Genomic DNA, 25,272 nt, shown 5'->3' with positions numbered 1-25,272 from the left:
GGGGACGGAGAGGTACGTCGTCCACAAAGCGGGCGGCACCGAAGAGGCGCGGTGACGGCGGTCGCTACAGACAGGGAAAGGCGAAAATTGCTCTTCCGTCGTGCGAGATGCCGGAGGGGGCGGGTCCGTGCCGGACCCGGACGTCACCGGTGGAAGCGCACCGGGCTGGGGTGCGGAGCGGCGGAAGAGCGGCTGGTACTGCCCGATCGACTTCGGTCCATCGCAGTCCCACCTCCTCCGGCCGGTCCCCTGTCGGGGATGACGTGTGACGAGCAGTCGGGAATCCCGACCAGTGGCCAACACTATCAGCCGACAGAGGGTCAATCCCTTCCTTTGCCCGTTCCATACGCGATCTATGCTCCCCGCATGGGAGAAGTTCTTGCACTGGTCGAGGCCCGGCTACGGACGGCGCTCGGCGAACCGGACGCGCGGGCCGCGGTGACCTTCCTCGGCACGGACCGGATCGAGGTGCTGCGTTTCGTCGACGGCGACCTCGTGCGGTACGCGACCCTCGGGATGTCCGCGCAGCCGATGGCCGATCCGACCTCCGCGCTCGCCGACCCGGTGAAGGGTCCGCGCGCGGAGCTCGTCCTGACGGTACGGGGCGGGCTCGCCGAGACCGACAAGGTGTTGCGCCCGCTCGCGGTCCTCGCCGCCACCCCGCAGGTCGAGGGCGTGGTCGTGGCCCCGGGCGCCTCGCTCGACGTCGGCGACCCGCTCTGGCCCGGCGCCCCCTTCAGCTCGGTGCTCGTCGCCGAGTCGGGCGGCCTGGTGGAGGACCTGGAGCTCGACGACCCGATGGACCCGGTCCGCTTCCTGCCCCTCCTCCCCATGACCTCGAACGAGGCCGCGTGGAAGCGGGTGCACGGCGCGCAGGCCCTGGAGGAGCGCTGGCTGGCACAGGGGACGGACCTGCGCGATCCGCTGCGCAGGTCCGTGAACCTGGACTGAGCCTTCAGCTCGCGAACACGCCGACGCCGTCCTCCGTGGCGTGCTTCGGGGCCAGTGCCTCGGTGTCGTGTGTGAGGGCGGTGCGGCGGACCCGCACGATCACGGCGCCGAGGACGGCGGCCACGCCGGCCACCACGAAGGGCATGTGGACGTCGCTCCACTCCTCGATCTTCGGGGCGAGGTAGGGGGCGGCGGCCGCGGCGAACCAGCGGACGAAGTTGTAGCCCGCGCTCGCGACCGGGCGCGGGGCGTCCGAGACGCCGAGGGCCAGCTCGGTGAAGACGGTGTTGTTGACGCCGATGAACGCGCCCGACAGGACCGTGCAGACGATCGCCGTGGTGTGGCTCCCGTAGCCGAGCACCACCACGTCCGCGGCGAGCAGCACCAGCGAGCCGCCGAGCACCGTGAGCGAGCCGAAGCGGCGCTGGAGGCGGGGGGCGACGAGCACCGAGAAGACGGCGAGCAGCACGCCCCAGGCGAAGAACACCGCGCCGGACTTGTACGGCGTCATGTTCAGCACGAACGGGGTGAAGGCGAGCACCGTGAAGAAGGCGTAGTTGTACATGAAGGCGGCGGCCGCGGCCGAGGCGAGGCCGCCGTGGCCGAGCGCCCGGATCGGGTCGAGCAGCGAGACCTTGCGGGCCGGCTTCGGCTGCTCCTTGAGGAAGACCGTGATGCAGAGGAAGCCGATCGCCATCAGGGCGGCGGTGCCGAAGAAGGGGTAGCGCCAGCTCGCGTTGCCGAGGACGGCGCCGAGGAGCGGACCGCAGGCCATGCCGAGGCCGAGCGCCGACTCGTACAGCAGGACCGCCGCCGCGCTGCCGCCGGCCGCGGCGCCGACGATGACGGCGAGCGACGTCGAGACGAAGAGCGCGTTGCCCAGGCCCCAGCCGGCCCGGAAGCCGACGAGCTGACCGACCGTGTCGGAGGTGCCGGCGAGGGCGGCGAAGACGACGACGAGCGCGAGCCCGGCGAGCAGGGTCCTGCGGCCGCCGATGCGGCTGGAGACGAAGCCGGTCACCAGCATCGCGACGGCGGTGATGAGGAAGTACGAGGTGAAGAGCAGCGACACCTGGCTGGGCGTCGCGTGCAGGCCCTGGGCGATCGAGGGCAGGATCGGGTCGACGAGGCCGATGCCCATGAAGGCCACGACCGAGGCGCCCGCGGTGGCCCAGACGGCCGGGGGCTGGCGCAGGATGCTGCCGCCGGGTTCGTCCTCCATGTGCTGCTCCTTCGCGTCGAGATGGTTGCGATATACACAGAATAAGTTAGACGGACTAATGGATGCAACCTACATCTATCTGGGGCGGATGTCGGGACGTCCCGTCGATCGCCCCGCCGGTCGCCTGTCGGGTGCCCCGGGTGATCGCTCCGGGCCGGACGGGTGATCGTGTGCGGTCGTCCTTGACGCGGAGCGGAAGAGCTAGGACCGTTGAGCCCTATGAGGGGCGAACCCAGTTGTCCGAAGTGCGGTGGCCGGGTCAGGGCGCCCGGACTCTTCGCCGACTCCTGGCAGTGTGATGTGCACGGCTCGGTGCACCCGCTCCAGCCCGTGATCCCGCCCAGCGTCGAGGGCCTCGGGGTCGTGGTGAACAGATCCCACGTCCCGGTGTGGATGCCGTGGCCCCTGCCCGTCGGCTGGCTCTTCACCGGAGTCGCGTACGCCGGTGACGACCGCAGCGGCGGACGCGCCACGGCCGTCGCCTGTTCGGGCCCCGGCCCGCTCGGCGGGATCGGCGAGCTGCTCCTGGTCGCCGAGGAGCTCGGCGTCGGACTCGGTGCGCGGTACGCCGGCATCGACGGCCTCGACCCCGGCTCCGGCATGGCCATCGACAAACCGCCCCAGGCGAAGGTGCTCGCCGCCGGGCGGCCCACCCCGCTCTGGCACGTCACCGGCGCCCCGCAGGACCGTGCGGTCTTCGCGGGTGAGGCGCGCGGACTGTGGCTGTGGGCGATCGTCTGGCCCGAACAGTCCGGCCTCCTGATGTACGACGAGCTGGTCCTGACGGACCTGCGCGAAGCGGGCGCCGAGGTCGACCTGCTGCCCTGCGGCGCGCTCACCCCGAGGCTGCTCGGCTAGAGCGCGCCGGGTGCCGGGTGCCGGGTGCCGGGTGCCGACCGGGTGCCGGGTGCCGGGCGCCGCGCTGGGGGCTGCGGGCGTCGGGCGGTGCACGTCGTGCGCCGTGCGGGACTTTCCGGGCGTGCCCGGGGGGTTCGTCGGGTCGTTCGTCCGGTGACGTTCCGTACGGACGTGTTCGATTCGCCCGTTATGCTGGAGCGTCCCTCCGTCCGTACCGAGCCCTGGAGTACCGCGTCGTGCGCATCGATCTGCACACCCACTCCACGGCCTCCGACGGTACGGACTCCCCGGCCGAGCTCGTCAGGAACGCGGCCGCGGCCGGGCTCGACGTCGTCGCGCTCACGGACCACGACACCACCCGCGGCCACGCCGAGGCGATCGCCGCCCTGCCCGAGGGGCTGACCCTCGTCACCGGGGCCGAGCTCTCCTGCCGGATGGACGGCATCGGGCTGCACATGCTCGCGTACCTCTTCGACCCCGAGGAGCCGGCGCTCCTCGCCGAGCGCGAACTCGTCCGCGACGACCGGGTGCCGCGCGCCCGCGGCATGGTCGGCAAGCTCCAGGAGCTCGGCGTCCCCGTCACCTGGGAGCAGGTCGCCCGGATCGCCGGCGACGGCTCCGTCGGCCGCCCGCACGTCGCCGAGGCGCTCGTCGAGCTCGGAGTCGTACCGGACGTGTCCGGGGCGTTCACGCCCGAGTGGCTCGCCGACGGCGGCCGGGCGTACGTCGAGAAGCACGAGCTGGACCCGGTCGACGCGATCCGCCTCGTCAAGGCGGCCGGCGGCGTCACCGTCTTCGCGCACCCGCTCGCCGTCAAGCGCGGCCAGGTGCTGCCGGAGGCCTCGATAGCCCGGCTCGCCGAGGCCGGACTCGACGGCATCGAGGTCGACCACATGGACCACGACGAGGCGACCCGCGCCCGGCTGCGCGGACTCGCGAAGGAGCTCGGTCTGCTGACCACGGGCTCCAGCGACTACCACGGCAGCCGCAAGACCTGTCGCCTCGGCGAGTACACCACCGACCCCGAGATCTACGGCGAGATCACCCGCCGTGCCGCGGGCGCCTTCCCGGTCCCGGGCGCCGGCGGACCCGCCGCCTGAGGCCACTCCGGCGGGCCGGGGCCGTGCGGCCCTGCCCCCGGACCGAGGGGCCGGTAGGCGACAGGGATTCGCTGCCCTGTCCGCCGGCCAGGGGGGCCCGCTCCCCGGTCGGTCCGTGTCCGTGCCACGTCGGGTTCGCCGACGTGGCGTGCGTCGCCGGCCCGGCTCCGCTCCCAGGCCCTTCCTCTTCCCGGCCCGCCCCCGTACGGCTCCGCGTCGTGCGCGGGGTCGCGCTGCTCCTGCCCTGTCGCCGGAATCCCACATTCCGCCGCGTCGGGGTACACCCCACCGTTCCACCTCTCCCGCAAGGCACCCCACCGTGTTCGACGTCGCCGTCTTCGGCTCGCTGTTCCTCACCCTCTTCGTGATCATGGATCCCCCCGGGATCACCCCGATCTTCCTCGCCCTCACCTCCGGCCGTCCGGCCAAGGTGCAGCGCCGGATGGCCTGGCAGGCCGTCGCCGTCGCCTTCGGCGTCATCACCGTCTTCGGTCTCCTGGGCCAGCAGATCCTGGACTACCTGCACGTCTCCGTCCCCGCGCTGATGATCGCGGGTGGCCTCCTGCTGCTGCTCATCGCGCTCGACCTGCTCACCGGCAAGACCGACGAGCCCAAGCAGACCAAGGACGTCAACGTCGCCCTCGTCCCGCTCGGCATGCCGCTGCTCGCCGGTCCCGGTGCGATCGTCTCCGTCATCCTCGCCGTGCAGAACGCCGACAGCGTCGCCTCGCAGGTCTCCGTCTGGACCGCCATCGCGGCCATGCACGTGGTGCTCTGGCTGACCATGCGGTACTCGCTGCTGATCATCCGCGTCATCAAGGACGGCGGCGTCGTCCTGGTGACCCGGCTCGCCGGCATGATGCTCTCCGCCATCGCGGTGCAGCAGATCATCAACGGCATCACCCAGGTGATCCAGAACGCCTGAGGCCCTCCGGGAACCACTGCGCCCCCGTACGGATTCCGCTCTTGCGGAGTCCGTGCGGGGGCGCGGTGCGTGGTGTGGACCCGGCCTGTTACGAGGCCGAGGTCTCGGCGGGGCGGATCCAGATGCGCTGGCCGATCGCGGCGGCCTGCTGCACGATCCGATTGACGGAGGCGGCGTCCACGACGGTCGAGTCGACAGGCGTGCCGTCGATGTCGTCGAGTCGCAGGATTTCGAAGCGCATGGGCTTCTCCCTTCGTCTGAGTTGATCCTCCTGGGCGGAGAACTGCGTTACGTAGGGGTCCAACGACATGCATCCTGCAAACATTCCCTACGCTAAGGAAAATTTTTGGATGCCTAAGTACCAGTGGGGAGGAGGGTGTGGCGGCCGGGCCGGGAGCGGCGGAGAATGAGCCCCGTATGAACGACGCAGACACCACCGACCAGGTGACCGAGACCGCGACCGCAGCCCGCCTGGATGCCTTGGACGCCCGCCTGGAGCGCACCAATGAGCTCCTGCAGCGGATGCTGGCCGAGGTCGCCAAGACCCCGTCCACCCACGCCATCTTCGTCGACGCAGGTTACGTCCATGCTGCGGCCGGGTTGCTGGTGGCGGGCACCGAGGACCGGCGCTCCTTCGACCTCGACGCCGAGGGTCTGATCGAGGCCTTCATCGACAAGGCCCGCACGATCTTCGCGGACAGCCGACTCCTCCGCGTCTACTGGTACGACGGCGCCCGCCGCCGGATCCACACCCCCGAGCAGCAGGCCATCGCCGAGCTCCCCGACGTCAAGGTCCGCCTCGGCAACCTCAACGCCAACAACCAGCAGAAGGGTGTCGACTCCCTCATCCGCAGCGACCTGGAGTCCCTCGCCCGCCACCGCGCCATCAGCGACGCCGCCCTCGTCGGCGGCGACGAGGACCTCGTCTCGGCCGTCGAGGCCGCGCAGGGCTACGGGGCCCGCGTCCACCTCTGGGGCATCGAGGCCGCCGAGGGACGCAACCAGGCCGAGGCGCTGCTCTGGGAGGTCGACAGCCTGCGCACCTTCGAGCTCGACTTCTGCCGGCCGTACGTCACGCGCCGCCCCGTCACCACGTACGAGAACGAGGGCGAGCCGCCGCCCTCCCGCGAGGAGGTGCGCTTCGTCGGCGCCCAGATCGCCGCGGTCTGGATCGCCGAGCAGGGCCGGGACCGGCTCGCCGAGCTCCTGCCCGGCGCGCCCTACCTCCCCGGGCCGGTCGACCAGGAGCTGCTCGTCGAGGCGGAGCGCCTGCTCAGCCGCTCACTGCGCGGCCATGCCGCACTGCGGCGGGCCCTGCGCGACGGCTTCTGGCAGCACCTCAAGGCGCAGTACTGACTCTGCTGTCCGCCCGCTCCCAGAAGCCGGTGAGACCGTCCGTCAGCTCCCGGGCGTGCGAGACGTTGGGGGAGTGGCCGGCGCCCGCCACGACCGTGCGGTGCGCGCCGGTGCGGGCTGCGGCCGCCGCGAGGTCCGCCGGTGCCCACACCATCTCGTCCGTCCCGTACGCGAAGTGCAGCGGCACGCGCAGGGCGGCCAGCTCCTCCGTACCGTCCTGACGGTCGAGCAGCAGCCGCCCGGCGCCCGCGAGTTGGGCGATCCTGGTACGCATCCAGCGGCGCCGCAGGAAGCCCGCGAGCGCCGGTGTGTCGCCCGTCTCCGGCTCCTCGCCTCGGCTGTCCAGCCAGCACATGGCCTGCCACACCCGCTCCTTCGGCAGCACCGCGAGCGAGGCGCGCAGCACCCGCACCCGGATCCGCTGCGGCCGGGCGACGCGGCCGGGGCCCGAGGACAGCAGGGTGAGCGAGCGGAAGGCGCCCGGCGCGAGGGCGGCCGCCGCGCGGGCCACCAGACCGCCGAACGAGTGGCCCACCAGGTGCACGGGGCCGTCCCCGAGGGCCGCGGCCTGCGCCACCGCGTCGAGCGCGAGCGCCCTGCGACGGTAGGCGGCCCGGCCGCGGGGGCCCGGCGTCTCGTTCTGGCCGCGCCCGTCCACGGCCACCGCCCGGTACCCGGCCTCGCTCAGCGGCCCGAGCAGCTCGATGAAGTCCTCCTTGCTGCCGGTGTACCCGGGCAGCAGCAGCACCGTGCCCCGCCGCGCCCCCGCGGCCTCCGCATCGAGCACGGCGAACCCCCCGCGTGCGGTCTCCAGCCGACGGGCACGGGTGCGGGGCGGCAGAACGAGGGAACGGGGCTTGCTCATAAGGGGACTGTAACGGCGCCCGGGGGAGACGGCCGAGCGGCCCGGTCCCTGGGGAGGAACCGGGCCGCTCGGATGCCGCGGGGCGGGTCAGCCTTCCGGCTGGGCCGTCGCCTTCTTCGTGGTGCGGCGGCGCGGGGCGGCCTTCTTCGGGGCCTCCTCCGTCACCGGTGCCTCGACCTCGGCGGCCGCGGCCTTCTTGGTCGTACGGCGGCGGGCCGGAGCCTTCGGCTCGGTCTTCGGCGCGGAGGCCTCGGGGGCCTCGGCGGCGACCGCCTTCTTCGTCGTGCGGCGGCGCGGAGCCTTGGGGGCCTCCTCGGCCGCCGGTGCCTCGACGGTCTCGGCGACCGGCTCGGCCACGGCCTTCTTCGCCGCCCGACGGCGCGGGGCGGCCTTCTTCGGGGCCTCCTCCACGACCGGCTCGGCGACCGGAGCGGCGGCCGGCGCGGCCACGATGATGACCTCGCCGGCGGACTCCGCGGCCACCGGGGACCCGGCGGGCCGGCGGGCCGCGCGGCGACGGCGCGGCGCGGGCTCCTCCGCGACCGGCTCGGCGACCGGCTCGACGACCGGGGCCTCGGCCACCGGCGCCTCGGCGGTCACCGGCGAACCGGCGGGCCGACGGGCGGTGCGGCGACGGCGCGGCGCGGGGACCTCGGCGACGACCGGGGCCTCGGCGACGGGCTCGGCGACGACGGGCTCGGCCACCGGGGCGGCGACGGGCTCGACGACCGGGGCGGCGACGGGCGCCTCGACGACCGGCGCGACCACCGGCTCGGCGACGGCCTTCCTGGCCGTGCGGCGGCGCGGAGCCGCCTTCGGCTCCTCGACGACCACCGGAGCGGCCTCGACGACCGGCTGCGCGACGGACCGCTTGGCCATCAGCGCGACCGCTGCGGACTCGGGCGTCTGGAACGTCACGGTCTCCTCGACCTGGCGCACCACCCGGGCACGGCGGCGGCGCGGGGCCGGAGCCGGCTCCGGGGCCGCGGGGGTCCGCGCTACCGGAGCGGCGACCGGCTCGGCGACCGCCGGGCGGGCGGCACGGGTCCGGCGACGGGGGGCCTTCGGCTCCTCCGCCTTCGGCTGCTCGACGACCGGCGTCTCGACGACCGGCGTCTCGACGACCGGGGCCGCGGCGACGGGGGCCTCGGCGACCGGAGCCTTGAAGACGGGCGCCTTGACCGGGGCCTCGGCGGCCCGCGTCTCGGCGACCGGGGCCTCGACGACAGGTGCCTCTACCGGAGCCTCGGCGGCCTGCGCCGCGACGACCTGCGCGGTGACACGGGTGCGACGACGGCGGCGCGGGGTGCGCGGGCCCGGCTCCGCGGGGGTCTCGTCCGCCGGGGTCTCGACGGCCGGGGCCGTCGTCACCGGGGCGTCGCCGAACTCGCTGCCGCTGCGGGTACGGCGACGCTGGCGCGGGGTCCGCGTACGGGCCGGGCGCTCCTCGGTCTTCTCGGCGGCCTTCGGGGCACGGCCACGGCGGCCGCCGGGCTCGCCCAGGTCCTCCAGCTCCTCCGCGCCCAGACCCGCGCGGGTCCGCTCGGAGCGGGGCAGGATGCCCTTGGTGCCCGCCGGGATGTCCAGCTCCTCGTAGAGGTGCGGCGACGAGGAGTACGTCTCGACCGGCTCGTGGAAGTCGAGACCGAGCGCCTTGTTGATGAGCTGCCAGCGCGGGATGTCGTCCCAGTCGACCAGCGTCACCGCCGTACCCTTCGCACCCGCGCGGCCGGTGCGGCCGACGCGGTGGAGGAAGGTCTTCTCGTCCTCCGGCGACTGGTAGTTGATGACGTGAGTGACGCCCTCGACGTCGATGCCGCGCGCGGCGACGTCGGTGCAGACGAGCACGTCGACCTTGCCGTTGCGGAAGGCGCGCAGCGCCTGCTCGCGGGCGCCCTGGCCGAGGTCGCCGTGGACCGCGCCGGAGGCGAAGCCGCGGCGCTCCAGCTGCTCGGCGATGTCGGCCGCCGTGCGCTTGGTGCGGCAGAAGATCATCGCGAGCCCGCGGCCTTCGGCCTGCAGGATGCGGGAGACCATCTCCGGCTTGTCCATGTTGTGCGCGCGGTAGACGTGCTGCTTGATGTTGGCGACAGTCGCGCCCTCACCGTCGGGCGAGGTGGCCCGGATGTGGGTGGGCTGCGACATGTAGCGGCGGGCGAGACCGATGACCGCGCCCGGCATGGTGGCCGAGAACAGCATGGTCTGGCGCTTCGCCGGAAGCATGTTCATGATCTTCTCGACGTCGGGCAGGAAGCCCAGGTCGAGCATCTCGTCGGCCTCGTCGAGGACGAGGACCTTCACGTGCGAGAGGTCGAGCTTGCGCTGGCCGGCCAGGTCGAGGAGACGGCCGGGGGTGCCGACGACGACGTCGACGCCCTTCTGGAGCGCCTCGACCTGCGGCTCGTACGCACGGCCGCCGTAGATGGCGAGCACGCGGACGTTGCGCACCTTGCCGGCGGTCAGCAGGTCGTTGGTGACCTGCTGGCACAGCTCGCGGGTGGGGACGACGACGAGCGCCTGCGGGGCGTCGGTCAGCTGCTCGGGCTTGGCCCGGCCGGCCTCGACGTCTGTCGGGACGGTGACGCGCTCCAGGATGGGGAGGCCGAAACCGAGGGTCTTGCCCGTGCCGGTCTTGGCCTGGCCGATGACGTCGGTGCCGGTGAGGGCGACCGGAAGGGTCATCTCCTGGATGGGGAAGGGGGTGACGATGCCGACGGCCTCCAGGGCCTCGGCCGTCTCAGGGAGGATTCCGAGTTCACGGAAAGTCGTAGTCAGGGTGCTGCCTCTTCTGTGAGACGCGGCGCGAGGCGAACGAAGGGGGTCGTACCGTGCCGGGATCTTCCGGGGGGATCAGGGGAGATCACCGCCGGGTGGCACGGGACCACTGCCGTCGCTCGAGCGTCGTACCGCTGAGGGTGACCCTTCCGCGGGTCCGCCGGAAGGGCTGTCGGGCCGGAGCCGATCGGGCCACCGACCGGGCATCCTCATTCATGAGTCGGCCCACCGAATACGTCCGAACGTGCGAAAGCATGTCCGCATACTCAGCAGGCGCCTTATCACTGTACCCCGGAATCGCGCATGTGTGTTGGGAGAAATCGTGATGAGGGCACGGTCACACTGACTGACCAGGGCCTTCCCGGGTCGCGTGAGCGGGCTATTGTGCGCTCCATGGAGACGCCTGACAACGCCACACCCACCGGGATCGCCGCCAAGGACTGGGCGGAGGCTTCCGCCGAGCCGCAGTACCGCGCCGCCGTGATCGACCTCCTCGGCGCCCTGGCCTACGGAGAGCTCGCGGCCTTCGAGCGGCTCGCCGAGGACGCCAAGCTGGCGCCGACCCTCGCGGACAAGGCGGAGCTGGCGAAGATGGCCTCCGCCGAGTTCCACCACTTCGAGCGGCTGCGGGACCGCCTCGCGGCCGTCGACGCCGAGCCGACCTCGGCCATGGAGCCCTTCGCGAAGGCGCTCGACGACTTCCACCGCCTGACGGCGCCCTCGGACTGGCTGGAGGGCCTGGTCAAGGCGTACGTGGGCGACTCGATCGCCAGTGACTTCTACCGGGAGGTCGCGGCCCGGCTCGACACCGACACGCGCGGGCTCGTCCTCGCGGTGCTCGACGACACCGGCCACGGCAACTTCGCGGTGGAGAAGGTCCGCGCGGCCATCGAGGCCGACCCGCGCGTCGGCGGCCGGCTCGCGCTCTGGGCGCGCCGTCTGATGGGCGAGGCGCTCTCCCAGGCCCAGCGCGTGGTCGCCGAGCGCGACGCGCTCTCGACCATGCTGGTCGGCGGCGTGGCGGACGGCTTCGACCTCGCGGAGGTCGGCCGGATGTTCTCCCGGATCACCGAGGCGCACACCAAGCGCATGGCCGCACTGGGCCTCGCGGCCTGAGGCGCCTCAGGCAGATACGCCCCGGGTAGATACGCCTTGGGCAGATACGCCTCGGGTTGATACGCCTCGGGCAGATACGTCTCGGACAGACGCGCCGGTCAGACAGCGGCTGATCGGCGCAGTCTGCGCGAGGCCGGGCGGATCAGCAGCGAGAGCAGCACCGCCGCCACCGCCACCGCGCCGATCAGCGTGGCGAGGAAGTGGCCGGGGCCGAGCGCTCCATGGGTCACGAGCGCACCGAAGACGCCGCCCAGTGCACCGGTGGCGAGGACTCTCCCCCGGACGGGGAGGCGGTCGGCCAGTCGCTGGACGGCGGCCCAGGCCAGGGCGAAACCGAGCAGGGCGGAGCCGAGGACTTCCAGGAACACGGCGGATCACCTCGCGAGGGGTGCGGGGCGGGTGGTGCGGTCACAGCCGTCCTACCCCCGACGCTCGGAACGCAATCCTCCCGTACCCCCTGACGTGGCCAAACGGGTATACGAAAGGCCCGGTGGACCGAAGCGGTCCACCGGGCCTTTCCCGTCCGATCCCGGGCTCAGAGCGCGCCGAAACCCACGCGGCGCACGGCGGGCTCGCCGAGCTCCACGTACGCGATCTTCTCGGCCGGAACGAGGATCTTACGGCCCTTCTCGTCCGAGAGGCTGAGCAGCTGCGCCTTGCCGGCCAGCGCGTCGGCCACCAGGCGCTCGACCTCCTCGGCGGACTGCCCGCTCTCCAGAACGATCTCCCGGGGTGCGTGCTGCACGCCGATCTTGACCTCCACGGCTATGTCCCTCCGAACGGTCGCCTTCGCGCGGACACCCGCGCCGTACGCTGCACACATTAGCCCGGAGAGGGGACCCGCACGGGTCAGCCGCCGCACGCCAGGAGCGAACAGCGTCCGGGAATGTTCAGTGACCCTCGGCGCTGAGCTGGCCGTCGACCGGGTGCAGCGGGAAGCCCGCGATGCCGCGCCAGGCGAGGGAGGTGAGCAGCCCGACCGCCTTGTCCCGGGGAATGCCGGACCCGCTGGACAGCCAGTAGCGGGCGACGACCTGGGAGACCCCGCCGAGACCGACGGCGAGCAGCATCGACTCGTCCTTCGACAGGCCGGTGTCCTCGGCGATCACATCCGAGATGGCCTCGGCGCACTGCAGGCTGACCCGGTCCACGCGCTCGCGTACCGCGGGCTCGTTCGTCAGATCGGACTCGAAGACGAGACGGAACGCGCCGCCCTCGTCCTCCACGTACGCGAAGTACGCGTCCATCGTTGCCGCGACCCGGAGCTTGTTGTCCGTGGTGGAGGCCAACGCCGTGCGCACCGCGAGCAGGAGGGACTCGCAGTGCTGGTCGAGCAGGGCGAGGTACAGCTCCAGCTTCCCGGGGAAGTGCTGGTACAACACCGGCTTGCTGACGCCGGCCCGCTCGGCGATGTCGTCCATGGCGGCGGAGTGGTACCCCTGGGCGACGAAGACCTCCTGGGCCGCGCCGAGCAGCTGGTTCCGTCGGGCACGTCGCGGCAGGCGCGTGCCCCGAGGGCGTGCTGCCTCTGTCTGCTCGATGGCGCTCACGCGGCCTCCCAAAAATTGATCCATGCGCGCTGTCGCGCCGCGCCGCCATCGTACTTTTGGGTAACCCGGCTGTGCGCGGTGCGAACGCAGAATTTCACGGACCGGACGCCCGGGTCGACAGCCGATTCAAGATTAAACCGAACAAATCAGCGGGGAGTCGTCCGCTCAGCGGTAGTCGTCCTCGTCCAGGGCGACGACACGCGCCTGTTCGGACGCGTCGGCCTCGTTCGCCGAGTCGCGTTCGAGATGGGTGGGCTGCTCGTCCTCGCGCTGCTGGAGTTCGGTGTGCTGCTCGGCAGCGTCGGCCTCCGGGATTTCCTGGTCCAGCACGTCGACCTCTTCCTCGGTGAATGTGTCCGGCTCGCTCGGATCGGCAGTCATGCGGTTCCTTCCGGGGGTGCGGGTCGCGGTGCTCCCGATGGCCCTCTCTTCGAGCCTAGGAGCGAACGCGCCCCGCCGCACACGCACCTGTGACCCCACCCACACACGTGGGCGCGTGATCGTCTCGTAATATTGCGGCCATGTCCTCGACCGAGCTGCCGGAAACCCGGACCGCCGCCGCACCGACCGCGTCGCGGACCCGCGCCGTACGGGTCGCCGACGGCGAGGAGCTCCGCTCCGTCGCGCTGCCCGGACTCACCCTCACCGTGCGCGCCCGGCCCGGGAACCAGCCCGGTCTGGCGCCCGCGCTGTACGTCCACGGCCTCGGCGGCTCCTCGCAGAACTGGTCCGCCCTGATGCCGCTGCTCGCGGACCACCTCGACGGCGAGGCGGTCGACCTGCCCGGCTTCGGCGACTCCCCGCCGCCCGACGACGGCAACTACTCGGTCACCGGACACGCCCGCGCCGTCATCCGGTTCCTCGACGCCGCCGGACGCGGACCGGTCCACCTCCTCGGCAACTCGATGGGCGGCGCCGTCGCCACTCGCGTCGCCGCGGTCCGGCCCGACCTGGTCCGCACCCTCACCCTGATCTCCCCGGCCCTGCCCGAGCTGCGCGCCCAGCGCACCGCCTGGCCCACCGCGCTGCTCGCGGTGCCCGGCATCGCCTCGTTCTTCGCGAAGCTCACCAAGGACTGGACGGCCGAGCAGCGCGTCAAGGGCGTCCTCTCCCTCTGTTACGGGGACCCCGGCCAGGTCACGGAGGAGGGCTTCCGGCACGCCGTCGAGGAGATGGAGCGGCGCCTGGAGCTCCCGTACTTCTGGGACGCCATGGCCCGCTCCTCGCGCGGCATCGTCGACGCGTACACCCTCGGCGGGCAGCACGGACTGTGGCGGCAGGCCGAACGGGTCCTCGCCCCGACGCTGCTCGTCTACGGTGGGCGCGACCGGCTCGTCTCGTACCGGATGGCCCGGAGGGCGGCCGCCGCCTTCCGCGGCTCGCGCCTGCTGACCCTCCCCGAGGCGGGGCACGTGGCGATGATGGAGTACCCGGAGACGGTCGCCCAGGCCGTCCGGGACCTGATCGCCGATGACGGCGGGAGCTGATCCGGGGCGTGGGACGACATAGTCGCAAGGGCTCCGCGCCCTCGGTGCCCGAGACCGGGCCGCAGGCGGGAGCCGGGACGGGGACGGGGACGGGGACGGGGCCGGGGACGGCCCCGGCGGGGCAGCCCGCCGGGACGGGCCGCCGCCGCAGGACCGCAGGCGGTCCCGGCCAGGACGCCACGACGCAGGGGTACGGGACGCAGGGGTACGGCACCCCGGCGCACGGCACCCCGATGTACGGAACGCCGGCGCACGGGACGCCCCAGTACGGGACCCCGGCGCACGGGACGCCCCAGTACGGGACCCCCGGTCAAGGGACGCCGGCGCACGGAACTCCGCAATACGGGAACCCCGCGCGCGGGACCACGCCGTACGGGACCCCGGGGCAGGGGGCTCCGCAGTACCGGACGCCTGCCCCCGGGACCCCGGCGCACGGGACCCCGCAGTTCCGGACGCCCGCCCCCGGGGCTCCCGTGCAGGGGACTCCGCAGTTCCGGACGCCCGCGCCAGGGACTCCCGCGCACGGGACCCCGCAGTACCGGACGCCTGCACCCGGGACTCCCGCGCACGGCACTCCGCAGTACCGGACGCCCGCCCCTGGGACTCCCGCGCACGGCACTCCCCAATACCGGACGCCTGCACCCGGGACCCCGGCGCACGGGACCCCGCAGTACCGAAATCCCGCCCCCGGTACCCCCGCGCACGGCACCCCCGCCTACCTCGGTGGGGGCTCCGGTGCCCCCGTGCACGCCACGCCCGGTACGCCCGCGCACGGCGTTCCCGTCATCGGGGGCTCCGTGCGCGGTGGGCACCCGCAGCACGACGAGGCTCTCGGGCCGCGGCCCGTGCCGGTCGGGCCCCGGCATGGTGCCGCCCGGACCGTCGCGCCCGAACAGGGCGATGCCCAGGCGCCGTTCATCCCCGGGCCCCGCCGTGAGAGCGCGAGCGAGAGCGACGAGCCCGAGACCGCCGTCGGGCGGGGCGGGCTCGGGCGTGCGCTCACCGGGGTCGCGGCCGCCGCCGTCGCCACCGTGCTCGCCGTCGTCGTCGCCGGGCAGGTCGCCGACCGGGACGAGGAGCCGCCCGCCACCCGCGCCGCCGGGGAGCCCGCCGAGCGGCCGTCGGACGACACCTCCGCCTCCCGCTCCGACGACCGGGCCGTCCCGTCGAAGCCGGCGCCCGTCGTCACCCCTCCGACGTACGAGCAGCTGATGACCCGCCAGTTCCCGATCGAGCCGAAGCTGAAGGGCTCCGGGGAGTTCGAGGCCGTGCCGGGCCTGGCGAAGGCGCCCGGCAAGGGGCGGCTGATCCGCTACCGGGTCGACGTCGAGAAGGGGATCGGTCTCGATCCGAGGCTGTTCGCCGACGCCGTGCAGAAGACCCTCAACGACAAGCGCAGCTGGGCCGGCCAGGGCGAGATGACCTTCGAGCGCATTTCCAGCGGCGATCCGGAGTTCGTGATCACCCTCGCCAGCCCGGGCACCACCGGCGAGTGGTGCAAGAAGTCCGGGCTCGACACCACCGTCGACAACGTCTCCTGCGACTCGGCCTCCACCCAGCGCGTGATGATCAATGCGTTCCGCTGGGCGCAGGGCTCGGTGACCTTCGGCCCGAAGGCGATGTACGCCTATCGCCAGATGCTCATCAACCACGAGGTCGGACACCGGCTGGGGCACGGTCACGTCTCCTGCCGTACGCCGGGTGCGCTCGCTCCCGTGATGCAGCAGCAGACGAAGTCCCTGGACATCGACGGGATCAAGTGCCGTCCCAACCCCTGGGTGTATCCCACGAGTTGACGTTCCGTCCGGTCCGCCGGTGTCCGCATCCCGAGACGAGTGTCTCGGGATCGCGGGGATGCGCGTTGACATCGCTCACGTGTTCGTCCATATTTCTCGGCATGTCGCACCGTCACGCCGTTTCCGACAGCGCCGCTCTTCAGCTGGCGCTCTTCGGCGTGACCGGACACACGGTCGCCGACATTCTCTGTAGCTGACGCAGCCCGAGCGCTCGTCGGCTTTCTGTTTTTCTCGCCGCGCCCGGGTTCTTCATTCCCGCAGGCGCCGTACCCCCTTTTTCGGGCTGTCTCGCCGTGCCTGCGGAATTCGCCTTCCCTTTCCCGCAGTTCCCGCAGTTCACCCCGAGAGGTCTCTTTCCGATGCGTCATTCGTCCGTCATCTCGCGCCGCGTGGCAGCGGCCGCCGTCAGTGTCGTCCTGGCCTCGGGCGCCGCCGCCTGCGGTCCCGAGGACGCCGGCGCCAAGGGCGGTACCTCCGGCAAGGCCGCGGGCGCTCCGCAGAAGGGCGGCACGCTGACCGTCCTCAACAACGAGGCCCAGAGCGACTTCGACCCGGCCCGCCTCTACACCTCCGGCGGCGGCAACGTCCCCTCCCTCGTCTTCCGCACGCTCACCACCCGCAACCGCGAGGCGGGCGCCGCCGGCACCCAGGTCGTCCCCGACCTCGCCACCGACACCGGCCGCCCCAACAAGGACGCCACCGAGTGGACGTACACGCTGAAGGAGGGCCTGAAGTTCGAGGACGGCACGGCCATCACCAGCGCCGACATCAAGTACGGCATCGAGCGCTCCTTCGCGGCCGAACTCTCCGGCGGCGCCCCCTACCTGCGGGACTGGCTCGTCGGCGGCGACACGTACCAGGGGTCGTACAAGGACCCCAAGGGCCTCGCCTCGATCGTCACCCCCGACGCCCGGACCATCGTCTTCAAGCTGAAGAAGCCCGAGGGCGAGTTCCCCTTCGTCACCACCCAGACCCAGTTCGCCCCCGTCCCCAAGGCCAAGGACACCGGCGCGAAGTACGAGGAGCACCCGGTCTCCTCCGGCCCGTACAAGGTCGTCGAGAACGAGAACGACGGCGAGCACCTCGTCCTGGAGCGCAACGCGCACTGGGACCCGAAGACCGACGAGGAGCGCAAGGCCTACCCCGACCGGATCGATGTCAAGTCCGGGCTCGACGAGGCCGTCATCAACCAGCGCCTCGCCACCTCCTCCGGCGCCGACTCCGCCGCCGTCACCACCGACACCAACCTCGGCCCCGCCGAACTGGCCCAGGTGGGCTCCGACAAGGCGCTCGCCGCCCGCGTCGGCACCGGCCACTTCGGCTTCACCAACTACATCGCCTTCAACCCCAAGGTGAAGCCCTTCGACAACCCGAAGGTCCGCCAGGCGATCTCGTACGCCGTCAACCGCACCAGCGTCGTCAACGCCGCCGGCGGCTCCGCCCTCGCCGAGCCCGCCACCACCTTCCTTCCCGAGCAGAAGGCCTTCGGCTTCACGCCGTACGACCACTTCCCGGCCGGGAAGACCGGCGACCCGGAGAAGGCCAGGCAGCTGCTCAAGGAGGCCGGCTACCCGAACGGCCTCACCGTCACCCTGCTCCACTCCACCGCCCAGAACCGCACCACGAGCCCCGAGATCGCCACCGCCGTCCAGGAGGCCCTCGGCAAGGCCGGCATCACCGTCAAGCTCGACGGACAGGAGCCCAACTCCTTCAACGAGAAGCGCTGGAGCGTCAAGGACGCCCCCGGCTTCTTCCTCTCCCGCTGGGGCGCCGACTGGCCGGCCGGCGGCCCGTTCCTCGCGCCGATCTTCGACGGACGCCAGATCGTCGCCAACGGCTCCAACTACAACCACGCCCAGCTGAACGACCCCGCGGTCAACAAGGAGATCGACGAGATCAACAAGCTGACCGACCTCAAGGCCGCCGCCGCACGCTGGGGCGCCCTCGACAAGAAGATCGGCGAGCAGGCGCTCGACGTGCCGCTCTTCCACCCGGTCTACAAGCGGCTCGTCGGCAAGGACATCAAGAACGTCGTCATCAGCGACTGGACCGGCGTCCTCGACATCTCGCAGGTCGCGGTCAAGTGACGACCCTGACCGACACGACGGCGCCCGTGGCGGGCCTTCCCGCCACGGGCGCCGCCCGGCAGGTGTGGCGACGGCTGCGCACCCGCCCGGCCGCCCTCACCTCCGCCGCCGTCCTCCTCCTGCTCGTCCTCCTCGCCGTCGCCGCGCCGCTGCTCGCCGCGCTGGAGGGCCAGGACCCGCACACGTACCACGACGACCTCGTCGACTCGGCCCGCGGCGGCGTCCCGTACGGCGCCTTCGGCGGGGCGAGCCCCGACCACTGGCTCGGCGTGGAACCCGGCACGGGCCGCGACCTGTTCGTCCGCCTCCTGTACGGCGCCCGGATCTCGCTCCTCGTCGCCCTCGGCGCCACCGCCGTCCAGGTCCTCATCGGTGTCCTCGTGGGCCTCGCCGCCGGGCTCGGCAGCCGCTGGGTCGACGGCGTGCTCGGCCGGATCACCGACGTCTTCCTCGCCCTGCCGTTCCTCGTCCTCGCCATCGCGCTCACCGCCGTCGTCCCCCGAGACTTCCCGCGCCCGGTGCTGCTCATCCTGGTCATCGGACTGCTCGGCTGGGCCGGCACCTCCCGGATCGTGCGCGCCCAGACCCTCACCCTCAAAGGCCTCGACTTCGTCGCCGCCTCACGGCTCGCCGGCTCCGGGCGGTGGCGGACCGCCCGGCGCGAGCTGCTGCCCTCGCTCGCGGCGCCCGTCATCACGTACGCGGCGATCCTCGTCCCCACCAACATCGTCGTCGAGGCCTCGCTCTCCTTCCTCGGCGTGGGCGTCACCCCGCCCACCCCGTCCTGGGGGCAGATGCTGTCCACCGCGCAGACCTGGTTCCGGGCCGACCCGACGTACGTGCTGCTCCCGGCCGGACTGCTCTTCGTGACCGTGCTCGCCTTCACCGTGCTCGGCGACGCCCTCCGCACCGCTCTCGACCCGCGCGAGGCCGGCCGGCTCGGCGTCGGCACACGAAAGGAGACCTAGCGATGACCCGCTACGTCCTCAAGCGGCTCGCGGGCGCCGCGCTCGTCCTCCTCGCGCTGTCCGTCCTCGTCTACGCGCTGTTCTACGTCGCGCCCGGCGACCCCGCCCGGCTCGCCTGCGGGGAACGCTGCAACCCGCAGCAGATCGCCCAGGTCCGCGAACAACTCGGGCTGAACGAGAGCGTGTTCGCCCAGTACCTGCACTTCCTCCAGGGGGTCTTCGCCGGCCGCGACTACTCCACCGGCACCGGCGTCCTGCACTGCGACGCGCCCTGCCTCGGCCTGTCGTACCAGACCGACCAGCAGGTCACCGTGCTCATCCTGGACCGGCTGCCCGCCACCGCCTCGCTCGCCCTCGGCGCCATGGTGATCTGGCTCGTCGTCGGCATCGGCGCCGGGCTGCTCTCCGCGCTCCGCCGGGGCGGCGTCACCGAGCGCGTCCTGACCGTGCTCACCCTCGCCGGAACCGGCACGCCCGTCTTCATCCTCGGGCTGCTGCTCCTCATGGCCGTCTGCGCCTACCTCCAGTGGCTGCCCTTCCCCTCGTACGTGCCGCTCGACGAGGACCCCGAGCAGTGGGCGTGGAACATGCTGCTTCCCTGGCTCGCCCTCGGCTTCTTCGAATCCGCCAAGTACGCGCGGCTCACCCGGAGTTCCACCCTGGAGACGCTCGCCGAGGACCACATCCGCACCTTCCGCGCGTACGGGGTGGGGGAGGGGTCCGTCGTCGCCCGCCACGCGCTGCGCGGCGCCGTGCCACCGGTCATCGCGCTCAGCGCCATCGACCTCGGCACGATGTTCGGCGGGGCCGTGCTGACGGAGTCGCTCTTCGGCATCCCCGGGCTCGGCAAGACCCTCATCGACGGCGTCCGCAACATCGACCTGCCGATCGTCGTGGGCATCGTGCTCCTCACCGGGGTCGCCGTCGTCCTCGCGAACGTCGTCGCCGACCTCCTCTACGCCCTCGCCGACCGAAGGGTCGCCCTGACATGACGCTCCACACCCCCACCCCGCTCGTGGAAGTCGACCGCCTCACCGTGGAGTTCGACGGCGCCGTACGCGCCGTCGACGGCCTCTCCTTCACCCTGGAGGCCGGCCGCGCGCTCGCCCTCGTCGGCGAGTCCGGCAGCGGCAAGTCCACCGTCGCCGGCGCCCTCCTCGGCCTCCACCGGGGTACGGGCGCGAAGGTCGGCGGCACCGTGCGGGTCGGCGGCATCGACGTCGGCGCCGCCGGGCCCGGCGAACTGCGGAGGCTGCGCGGCGGGGTGGCCGCCATGGTCTTCCAGGACCCGCTGTCGGCGCTGGATCCGTACTACTCCGTGGGTGATCAGATCGCGGAGGTGTATCGGATCCATCATCCTGGATCCGATATCCAGCGGTCTGGATCCACGCTCCAGCGGTCTGGATCCGATATCCAGCAGACTGGATCCACGATCCGGCAGCCTGGATCCACGATCCGGAAGCCTGGATCCTGGATCCATCGTCCTGGATCCAGAAAGGCCGCCCGGGCCCGCGCCATCGAGGTCCTCGACCGGGTCGGCATCCCCGACGCGGCCCGCCGTGCCCGCTCCCGCCCGCACGAGTTCAGCGGCGGCATGCGGCAGCGCGCCCTCCTCGCGATGGCCCTCGCCTGCGAGCCGCAGCTGATCGTCGCCGACGAACCCACCACCGCCCTCGACGTCACCGTGCAGGCCCAGATCCTCGACCTGCTGCACGAGCTGCGGCGCGAGACCGGCACCGCGCTGCTCCTCGTCACCCACGACGTGGGCGTGGCCGCCGAGAGCGTCGACGAGGTGCTCGTCATGCGCGACGGGCGCGAGGTCGAGCGCGGACCCGTCGCCGGGGTGCTCGGCGCGCCCTCGGCGCCGTACACCCGGACGCTGCTCTCCGCCGTGCCCCGGCTTGACGGCCCGGCCCGCCCCGACGGCCCGGCCCGCCCCGACGGCCCGGCCCGCCCCGACGGCCCGGCCCGCCCCGACGGCCCGGCCCGGGCCTCCGCCCGGGAGGGGGAGCCGCTGCTCGAAGCCGTCGACCTGCGGCGGGAGTTCGGCCGGGGCAAGGCCGCCGTGACCGCCGTCGACGGGGTCTCCCTCACCGTCCGCGCCGGCGAGACCCTCGGCGTCGTAGGCGAGTCCGGCAGCGGCAAGACCACCCTCGGCCGGATGCTCGTCCGGCTCCTCGACCCGACCGGCGGCGCACTCCGCTACCGGGGCGAGGAGATAGGCGGGCTGTCCGACAAGCGGCTGATCCCGTACCGCCGCGAGCTACAGATGGTGTTCCAGGACCCGGTCTCCTCCCTCAACCCCCGCCGCTCCGTCGGCGAGTCGATCGCCGACCCGCTGCGCGTGGCGGGGGAGCGGGACGAGACCCGGATCCGCGGGCGGGTGCGGGAGCTGCTCGACCGGGTGGGGCTCGACCCCGACCGGTACGAGGCGTATCCGCACGAGTTCAGCGGCGGTCAGCGGCAGCGCGTCGGCATCGCCCGCGCCCTCGCCGCCGAACCGCGCCTCATCGTCTGCGACGAACCCGTCTCCGCGCTCGACGTCACCACCCAGGCCCAGGTGACCGCGCTGCTCGCCGAGCTCCAGGCCGAACTCGGCCTCGGGCTCGTCTTCATCGCCCACGACCTCGCGGTCGTCCGGCAGGTCAGCGACCGGGTCGCCGTCATGCGCGGGGGCCGGATCGTCGAACAGGGCACGGTCGCTGACGTGTACGGCGCTCCGCAGGATCCGTACACCCGGCAGCTGCTCGCCGCCGTCCCCTCGCTCGACCCGGTCCTCGCGGCGGAGCGCCGGGAGAGGCGCCGGGAGCCGGCCGTGGCCTGACCCTCCGTGACCTTTCCACTGCGTAGCGCGACAGAACGCGACCGGGGTGGGAAAGTTACGTGCATTCACCCCTTCCGGTGGTGCGACGGACAACCGTCCGTCGCGCCACCGGTGTCTCCGCTTACGTTCTTCCCGCTGTGAGTCACCGGGCCGACGGTGACCGCCGTCAAGGGAGATCGGGGGTGCATGCGTGCGCATCGGACTGCTCACGGAGGGTGGCTACCCGTACGCCACCGGTGAGTCCGGACAGTGGTGCGAGCGGCTCGTACGCGGGCTCGGACAGCACCGCTTCGACCTCTACGCCCTCGGCCGGACCGGCACCCCGCCGCCCCTGCCGCCGAACGCCCGCGTCGCCCGCACCGCCGACCTCGGCGGCCCCGACTCCACCCTGGCGGCCGGCGGGCACCGCGCCTCCCGCCGGGCCTACGGACGGCACGAGCGGCGCCGCTTCACCGAGGCCTACCACCGGCTCGCCGCCGGACTCTGCGCCGAGGACGACGCGACCGCCTTCGCCGACGGGCTCTACGCCCTCGCCGAACTCGCCCGCGAGCGCGGCGGACTGCCCGGGGCGCTCCGCTCCGACGACGCCGTCCGCGCCCTGGAGGCCGCCTGCCGCGCGCCCGGCGCACGCCGGGGTGCGGCCGCCGCCGGACTCCGCGACCACCTCGCCTTCGCCGAGCACCTTGAGCGGGCCCTGCGCCCCCTCTCCCTCGACTGGTACGGGGAGGACGCGCTCGGCGCGGCCGACCTCTGCCACGCCGCCGCCGGAGGCACCACAGCCCTCCCCGGGCTGTTGGCCAAACGCTTCTTCGGCACCCCGCTGCTCGTCACCGAGTACGGCGTACCGCTGCGCGCCCACTACCTCGCGGCGGCCGGCGCCGACCGTTCCGCCCCGCTCCGCGCCCTGCTCGCCGCCCTGCACGGCCGGCTCGCCGGCGAGGTCTACCGGCAGGCCGCCCTCCTCACCCCCGGCAACGCCCACGCCCGCCGCTGGCAGGAGAAGTGCGGCGCCGACCGGGCCCGCATCCGCACCGTCCACCCCGGCATGGCCGCCGAGCGCTTCGCCGAGGTCGGCGAGGACGAGGAGAGCGGCGACCCCGCCACCCTCGTCTGGGTCGGCCGCGTCGAACCCGCCAAGGACCTCATCGGCCTCCTCCACGCCTTCGCCGAGATCCGGGCCCGGCAGCCCGACGCCCGGCTGCGGATCGTCGCCGTGCCCGTCCGTGAACCCGGCGCCGCCGGCTACCTCACGTACTGCAAGGGGCTCGCGGCCCAGCTCTTCCCCGACGAGGCCCCCGGCGCGCACGCCGTCGGCGAGAACCCCGTCACCTTCGAGGAGCTCGGCGGCCCGGAGGCGCCCACCCTGGAGGACACCTATGCCTCGGGTGCGCTCGTCGTCATGTCGAGCCTCGTCGAGGGCTTCCCCGCGAGCCTCGTCGAGGCGATGTTCTGCGCACGGGCCACGGTCTCCACCGACGTCGGCGCCGTCGTCGAGATCATCGGCGGCACCGGCCTCGTCGTCCCCCCGCGCAACCCCCGGGCGCTCGCCGACGCGTGCCTCGCGCTGCTCCGCGACCCCGAGCGCCGCTTCCGGCTCGGCGCGGCCGCCCGCGCCCGCGCGCTCGAACTGTTCACGGTCGAACAGAACCTCGCCGCGTTCCGCGGCATCTACCTCGAACTCCTCTCCCACGCGCCGGTGCGCCACCGCCCCGGGGACGGCGTCCCCTTCGCCCACCCGGCCGAGGCCCATGTGCCGGGCAGCTGGGCGCACAAGGCCGTGACCGCGGGGACAGGAGCCCCCGATGCCTGAAGGAGGCACCCCCATGCGCGGCTCCGCCGCCCCGACGAGCCCCGGAGCCTGGGACGCCCGCTCCGAAGCCCTCCTCGGCACCCCGGCCCTCACGGCTGCCGGCAGCCTCGACCTGCGCGCGCCCGCCCCCGAGGACGATGCCGCACCCTCCGGGATAGCCCCGGCCCCGGGGGAGGCCACGGTGACGCCCCCACGACCGGGCACGGCCTGGGCCCCGTACCCGACGCCGGAGCCCCCGCACGCCTCGGACCCGGCCCCGGACGCCTCGGACCCGGCGCCGGCCCCGACGGAGCCGCACCCCGCGCCGGCTCCGGCCGACCCGGCGGAAGCCGACGCCGCGCACCGCCCGGCGCCGGCCGCTCCCGGCACGGACGCCGGGGCCGCTCTCCCCCGCCCCCGGCGGGGGAACGCCGACCCCGTGAAGGTGCTTATGCACCGGCACCGGGAGCTCTGCGAGCGCGCCGTCGACCCCCTGGAGATCGCCGCGGGCCTGGAAGCGCAGGGGTTCACCGACCGGACCGCCGCGCGCTTCCGGCACCGGGACGTGTTCTCGCTCGCCGAAGAGCTCTACGCGCGCGTGCCCCGCGGACAGGAGCGGCCCGCGCCCCTCGCCGAGCCGGAGCAGGCCCGGGCGCCCTGGGCGCTCGCCACCCTCGCCCCCGGCGGGGTCGCCGGGCTCACCGGACTCGGGCTCGCCCTCACGTACGGGCCCGTGCGGCTCGCCGTCGGGGCCGCCGGGGCACTCGCCCTCGGCGCGGCCCTGCTGCTCGCCGTCCGCCGGGGCCCCTTCCGTGCGCCCGACGGAGGGACCGTGCCCGCCGCCCGGCTCTGGACCCTCTGGCTCCTGGCGTACGCGGCCGGCGGCGACGGACTCCTGGAGGAGGTCCTCAGCGGCGGCCCCGACGGACCCTGGGCGCTCGCCCCCGCGCCGCTCCTGGGCCTCGCCCTCGCCGTCGCCCCCGCCGCCTGGGGCGCCCACCTGTTCGCCCGCCGGGCCCGCCGCCGGATCGCCGACAGCCACGGCCTCGCCGACTTCGCCGCCGCCACCCGGCCGCTGCTCCTCGGCACCGTGACCCTCCAGCTCCTCGCCCTCACCGCCCTGCTCGCCCTCACCGGGTTCAGCCCCGGAGCGCTCGCCCTCGGGGCGCTCCTGCTGCTCGCCCGGCTCCTCACCGTCCACGGCTTCCCCGAGACGGCCGCCGCCGCGCTCGCCGCCGCCTGCGCCGCCGAGGTCCTCGCCCTCGCGAGCGTCCTCGCCGCCCGCGTCCCCGTCCCCGGCTTCGACGCGCTCGCCACCCCGGTGCGCGCCCTCGTCGAGGCCTGGGGCCCCGGGGCCGTACCCACCCTCGTCTGCGGCGCCGCCGCGCTCGGCCTGCTGGCCCACGCGACCGCCGACCTCACCCGGGCATCGGCCCACGCCACCCCGTGAAAACCGGCTGTGAATCCTGCCGCAGCCCTGGCGGCCACAGCGACCACCACCCCACCGAGCCTCCCGTCAAGAACCCTTTCGCACCCGCGGAGCCGACGCCGCGGGCGTGCCCCGTCACCTCTCTCATCACCCCGCAAGGAGACCGAAGACCAT

The 25,272-nt window shown here is 73.4% G+C and carries 23 protein-coding genes; 15 read left to right on the top strand and 8 right to left on the bottom strand.

Translation table 11 applies throughout. From position 1 onward, the window contains the following. Window positions 1–366: 366 nt before the first annotated feature. A complete protein-coding gene (locus AC07AW_RS02820; RefSeq protein ID WP_478813721.1) occupies window positions 367–951 on the top strand; it encodes a suppressor of fused domain protein in 585 nt (194 codons plus the stop codon). Window positions 952–955: 4 nt separating this feature from the next. Here AC07AW_RS02820 and AC07AW_RS02815 read toward each other — a convergent pair whose 3' ends face one another. Continuing rightward, window positions 956–2,173 carry an MFS transporter gene (locus AC07AW_RS02815; RefSeq protein WP_478813720.1) on the bottom strand — a complete coding sequence of 406 codons (1,218 nt, stop codon included), beginning with the start codon at window positions 2,171–2,173 and terminating at the stop codon, window positions 956–958. Window positions 2,174–2,392: 219 nt separating this feature from the next. On the opposite strand from AC07AW_RS02815, the gene AC07AW_RS02810 reads away from it, so the two are divergent. From AC07AW_RS02810 to AC07AW_RS02800, 3 genes are all read left to right on the top strand, one after another. Continuing rightward, window positions 2,393–3,031 (top strand): DUF6758 family protein, encoded by a 639-nt coding sequence (locus AC07AW_RS02810; RefSeq protein WP_478813719.1) that lies wholly within the window; start codon window positions 2,393–2,395, stop codon window positions 3,029–3,031. Window positions 3,032–3,267: 236 nt separating this feature from the next. Next, window positions 3,268–4,131 carry a PHP domain-containing protein gene (locus AC07AW_RS02805; protein WP_478813718.1) on the top strand — a complete coding sequence of 288 codons (864 nt, stop codon included), beginning with the start codon at window positions 3,268–3,270 and terminating at the stop codon, window positions 4,129–4,131. Window positions 4,132–4,450: 319 nt separating this feature from the next. Beyond that, on the top strand, window positions 4,451–5,056 hold the full coding sequence (locus AC07AW_RS02800; RefSeq protein WP_351192827.1) for a MarC family protein: 606 nt from the start codon (window positions 4,451–4,453) through the stop codon (window positions 5,054–5,056). A gap of 88 nt (window positions 5,057–5,144) precedes the next feature. Here the strand turns inward: AC07AW_RS02800 and AC07AW_RS02795 are convergent, their stop codons facing one another. After that, complete coding sequence (locus AC07AW_RS02795) at window positions 5,145–5,297, bottom strand: hypothetical protein (RefSeq protein ID WP_099054331.1); 153 nt, start codon at window positions 5,295–5,297, stop codon at window positions 5,145–5,147. 176 nt (window positions 5,298–5,473) lie between these two features. Here AC07AW_RS02795 and AC07AW_RS02790 point away from each other — a divergent pair, with 176 nt between their 5' ends. Continuing rightward, window positions 5,474–6,412, top strand: coding sequence for an NYN domain-containing protein (locus AC07AW_RS02790; protein ID WP_478813717.1), 939 nt, complete (start codon window positions 5,474–5,476; stop codon window positions 6,410–6,412). Here AC07AW_RS02790 and AC07AW_RS02785 read toward each other — a convergent pair. Beyond that, the gene (locus AC07AW_RS02785; RefSeq protein ID WP_478813716.1) at window positions 6,396–7,277 is read right to left on the bottom strand and encodes an alpha/beta fold hydrolase; all 882 of its coding nucleotides are present in this window, start codon (window positions 7,275–7,277) and stop codon (window positions 6,396–6,398) included. The genes AC07AW_RS02790 and AC07AW_RS02785 overlap by 17 nt on opposite strands. 87 nt (window positions 7,278–7,364) lie before the next feature. After that, window positions 7,365–9,959 carry a DEAD/DEAH box helicase gene (locus AC07AW_RS02780; protein ID WP_478813715.1) on the bottom strand — a complete coding sequence of 865 codons (2,595 nt, stop codon included), beginning with the start codon at window positions 9,957–9,959 and terminating at the stop codon, window positions 7,365–7,367. A 486-nt stretch (window positions 9,960–10,445) separates the two neighbouring features. Here AC07AW_RS02780 and AC07AW_RS02775 point away from each other — a divergent pair, with 486 nt between their 5' ends. Further along, on the top strand, window positions 10,446–11,168 hold the full coding sequence (locus AC07AW_RS02775) for a ferritin-like fold-containing protein (RefSeq protein WP_478813714.1): 723 nt from the start codon (window positions 10,446–10,448) through the stop codon (window positions 11,166–11,168). Window positions 11,169–11,266: 98 nt separating this feature from the next. On the opposite strand, the gene AC07AW_RS02770 is transcribed toward AC07AW_RS02775, so the two are convergent. The 4 genes from AC07AW_RS02770 to AC07AW_RS02755 all read right to left on the bottom strand — a co-directional run bounded on the left by AC07AW_RS02770 (window position 11,267) and on the right by AC07AW_RS02755 (window position 13,099). Further along, window positions 11,267–11,536 (bottom strand): hypothetical protein, encoded by a 270-nt coding sequence (locus AC07AW_RS02770; RefSeq protein WP_478813713.1) that lies wholly within the window; start codon window positions 11,534–11,536, stop codon window positions 11,267–11,269. Between the two features lie 167 nt (window positions 11,537–11,703). Next, entirely contained in the window at window positions 11,704–11,931 is a 228-nt protein-coding gene (locus AC07AW_RS02765; RefSeq protein ID WP_478813712.1) for a DUF3107 domain-containing protein, read from the bottom strand. Between the two features lie 127 nt (window positions 11,932–12,058). Further along, window positions 12,059–12,718 carry a TetR/AcrR family transcriptional regulator gene (locus AC07AW_RS02760; protein ID WP_041131117.1) on the bottom strand — a complete coding sequence of 220 codons (660 nt, stop codon included), beginning with the start codon at window positions 12,716–12,718 and terminating at the stop codon, window positions 12,059–12,061. 165 nt (window positions 12,719–12,883) lie between these two features. Further along, the gene (locus AC07AW_RS02755) at window positions 12,884–13,099 is read right to left on the bottom strand and encodes a hypothetical protein (RefSeq protein WP_351192590.1); all 216 of its coding nucleotides are present in this window, start codon (window positions 13,097–13,099) and stop codon (window positions 12,884–12,886) included. 140 nt (window positions 13,100–13,239) lie between these two features. On the opposite strand from AC07AW_RS02755, the gene AC07AW_RS02750 reads away from it, so the two are divergent. The 9 genes from AC07AW_RS02750 to AC07AW_RS02710 all read left to right on the top strand — a co-directional run bounded on the left by AC07AW_RS02750 (window position 13,240) and on the right by AC07AW_RS02710 (window position 25,119). Next, on the top strand, window positions 13,240–14,205 hold the full coding sequence (locus AC07AW_RS02750; RefSeq protein ID WP_478813711.1) for an alpha/beta fold hydrolase: 966 nt from the start codon (window positions 13,240–13,242) through the stop codon (window positions 14,203–14,205). 473 nt (window positions 14,206–14,678) lie between these two features. After that, a complete protein-coding gene (locus AC07AW_RS02745) occupies window positions 14,679–16,001 on the top strand; it encodes a DUF3152 domain-containing protein (RefSeq protein ID WP_478813710.1) in 1,323 nt (440 codons plus the stop codon). Window positions 16,002–16,102: 101 nt separating this feature from the next. Next, a complete protein-coding gene (locus AC07AW_RS02740; RefSeq protein ID WP_478813709.1) occupies window positions 16,103–16,198 on the top strand; it encodes an Ms4533A family Cys-rich leader peptide in 96 nt (31 codons plus the stop codon). Between the two features lie 162 nt (window positions 16,199–16,360). Next, a complete protein-coding gene (locus AC07AW_RS02735) occupies window positions 16,361–18,088 on the top strand; it encodes an ABC transporter substrate-binding protein (protein WP_478813708.1) in 1,728 nt (575 codons plus the stop codon). Next, the gene (locus AC07AW_RS02730; RefSeq protein ID WP_478813707.1) at window positions 18,085–19,056 is read left to right on the top strand and encodes an ABC transporter permease; all 972 of its coding nucleotides are present in this window, start codon (window positions 18,085–18,087) and stop codon (window positions 19,054–19,056) included. Before AC07AW_RS02735 ends, AC07AW_RS02730 begins: the two co-directional genes overlap by 4 nt. A gap of 2 nt (window positions 19,057–19,058) precedes the next feature. Continuing rightward, entirely contained in the window at window positions 19,059–20,048 is a 990-nt protein-coding gene (locus AC07AW_RS02725; protein ID WP_478813706.1) for an ABC transporter permease, read from the top strand. Next, the gene (locus AC07AW_RS02720; protein ID WP_478813705.1) at window positions 20,045–21,880 is read left to right on the top strand and encodes a dipeptide ABC transporter ATP-binding protein; all 1,836 of its coding nucleotides are present in this window, start codon (window positions 20,045–20,047) and stop codon (window positions 21,878–21,880) included. The genes AC07AW_RS02725 and AC07AW_RS02720 overlap by 4 nt, the downstream gene beginning before the upstream one ends. Window positions 21,881–22,070: 190 nt before the next feature. After that, on the top strand, window positions 22,071–23,690 hold the full coding sequence (locus AC07AW_RS02715; RefSeq protein WP_478813704.1) for a DUF3492 domain-containing protein: 1,620 nt from the start codon (window positions 22,071–22,073) through the stop codon (window positions 23,688–23,690). Further along, the gene (locus AC07AW_RS02710) at window positions 23,683–25,119 is read left to right on the top strand and encodes a hypothetical protein (protein WP_478813703.1); all 1,437 of its coding nucleotides are present in this window, start codon (window positions 23,683–23,685) and stop codon (window positions 25,117–25,119) included. Before AC07AW_RS02715 ends, AC07AW_RS02710 begins: the two co-directional genes overlap by 8 nt. Window positions 25,120–25,272: the final 153 nt, after the last annotated feature.

Source organism: Streptomyces sp. NPDC044003, assembly GCF_056435185.1.
The sequence above is the reverse complement of the archived record's forward strand: the minus strand, read 5'-3'. Positions and strand labels throughout refer to the sequence as shown.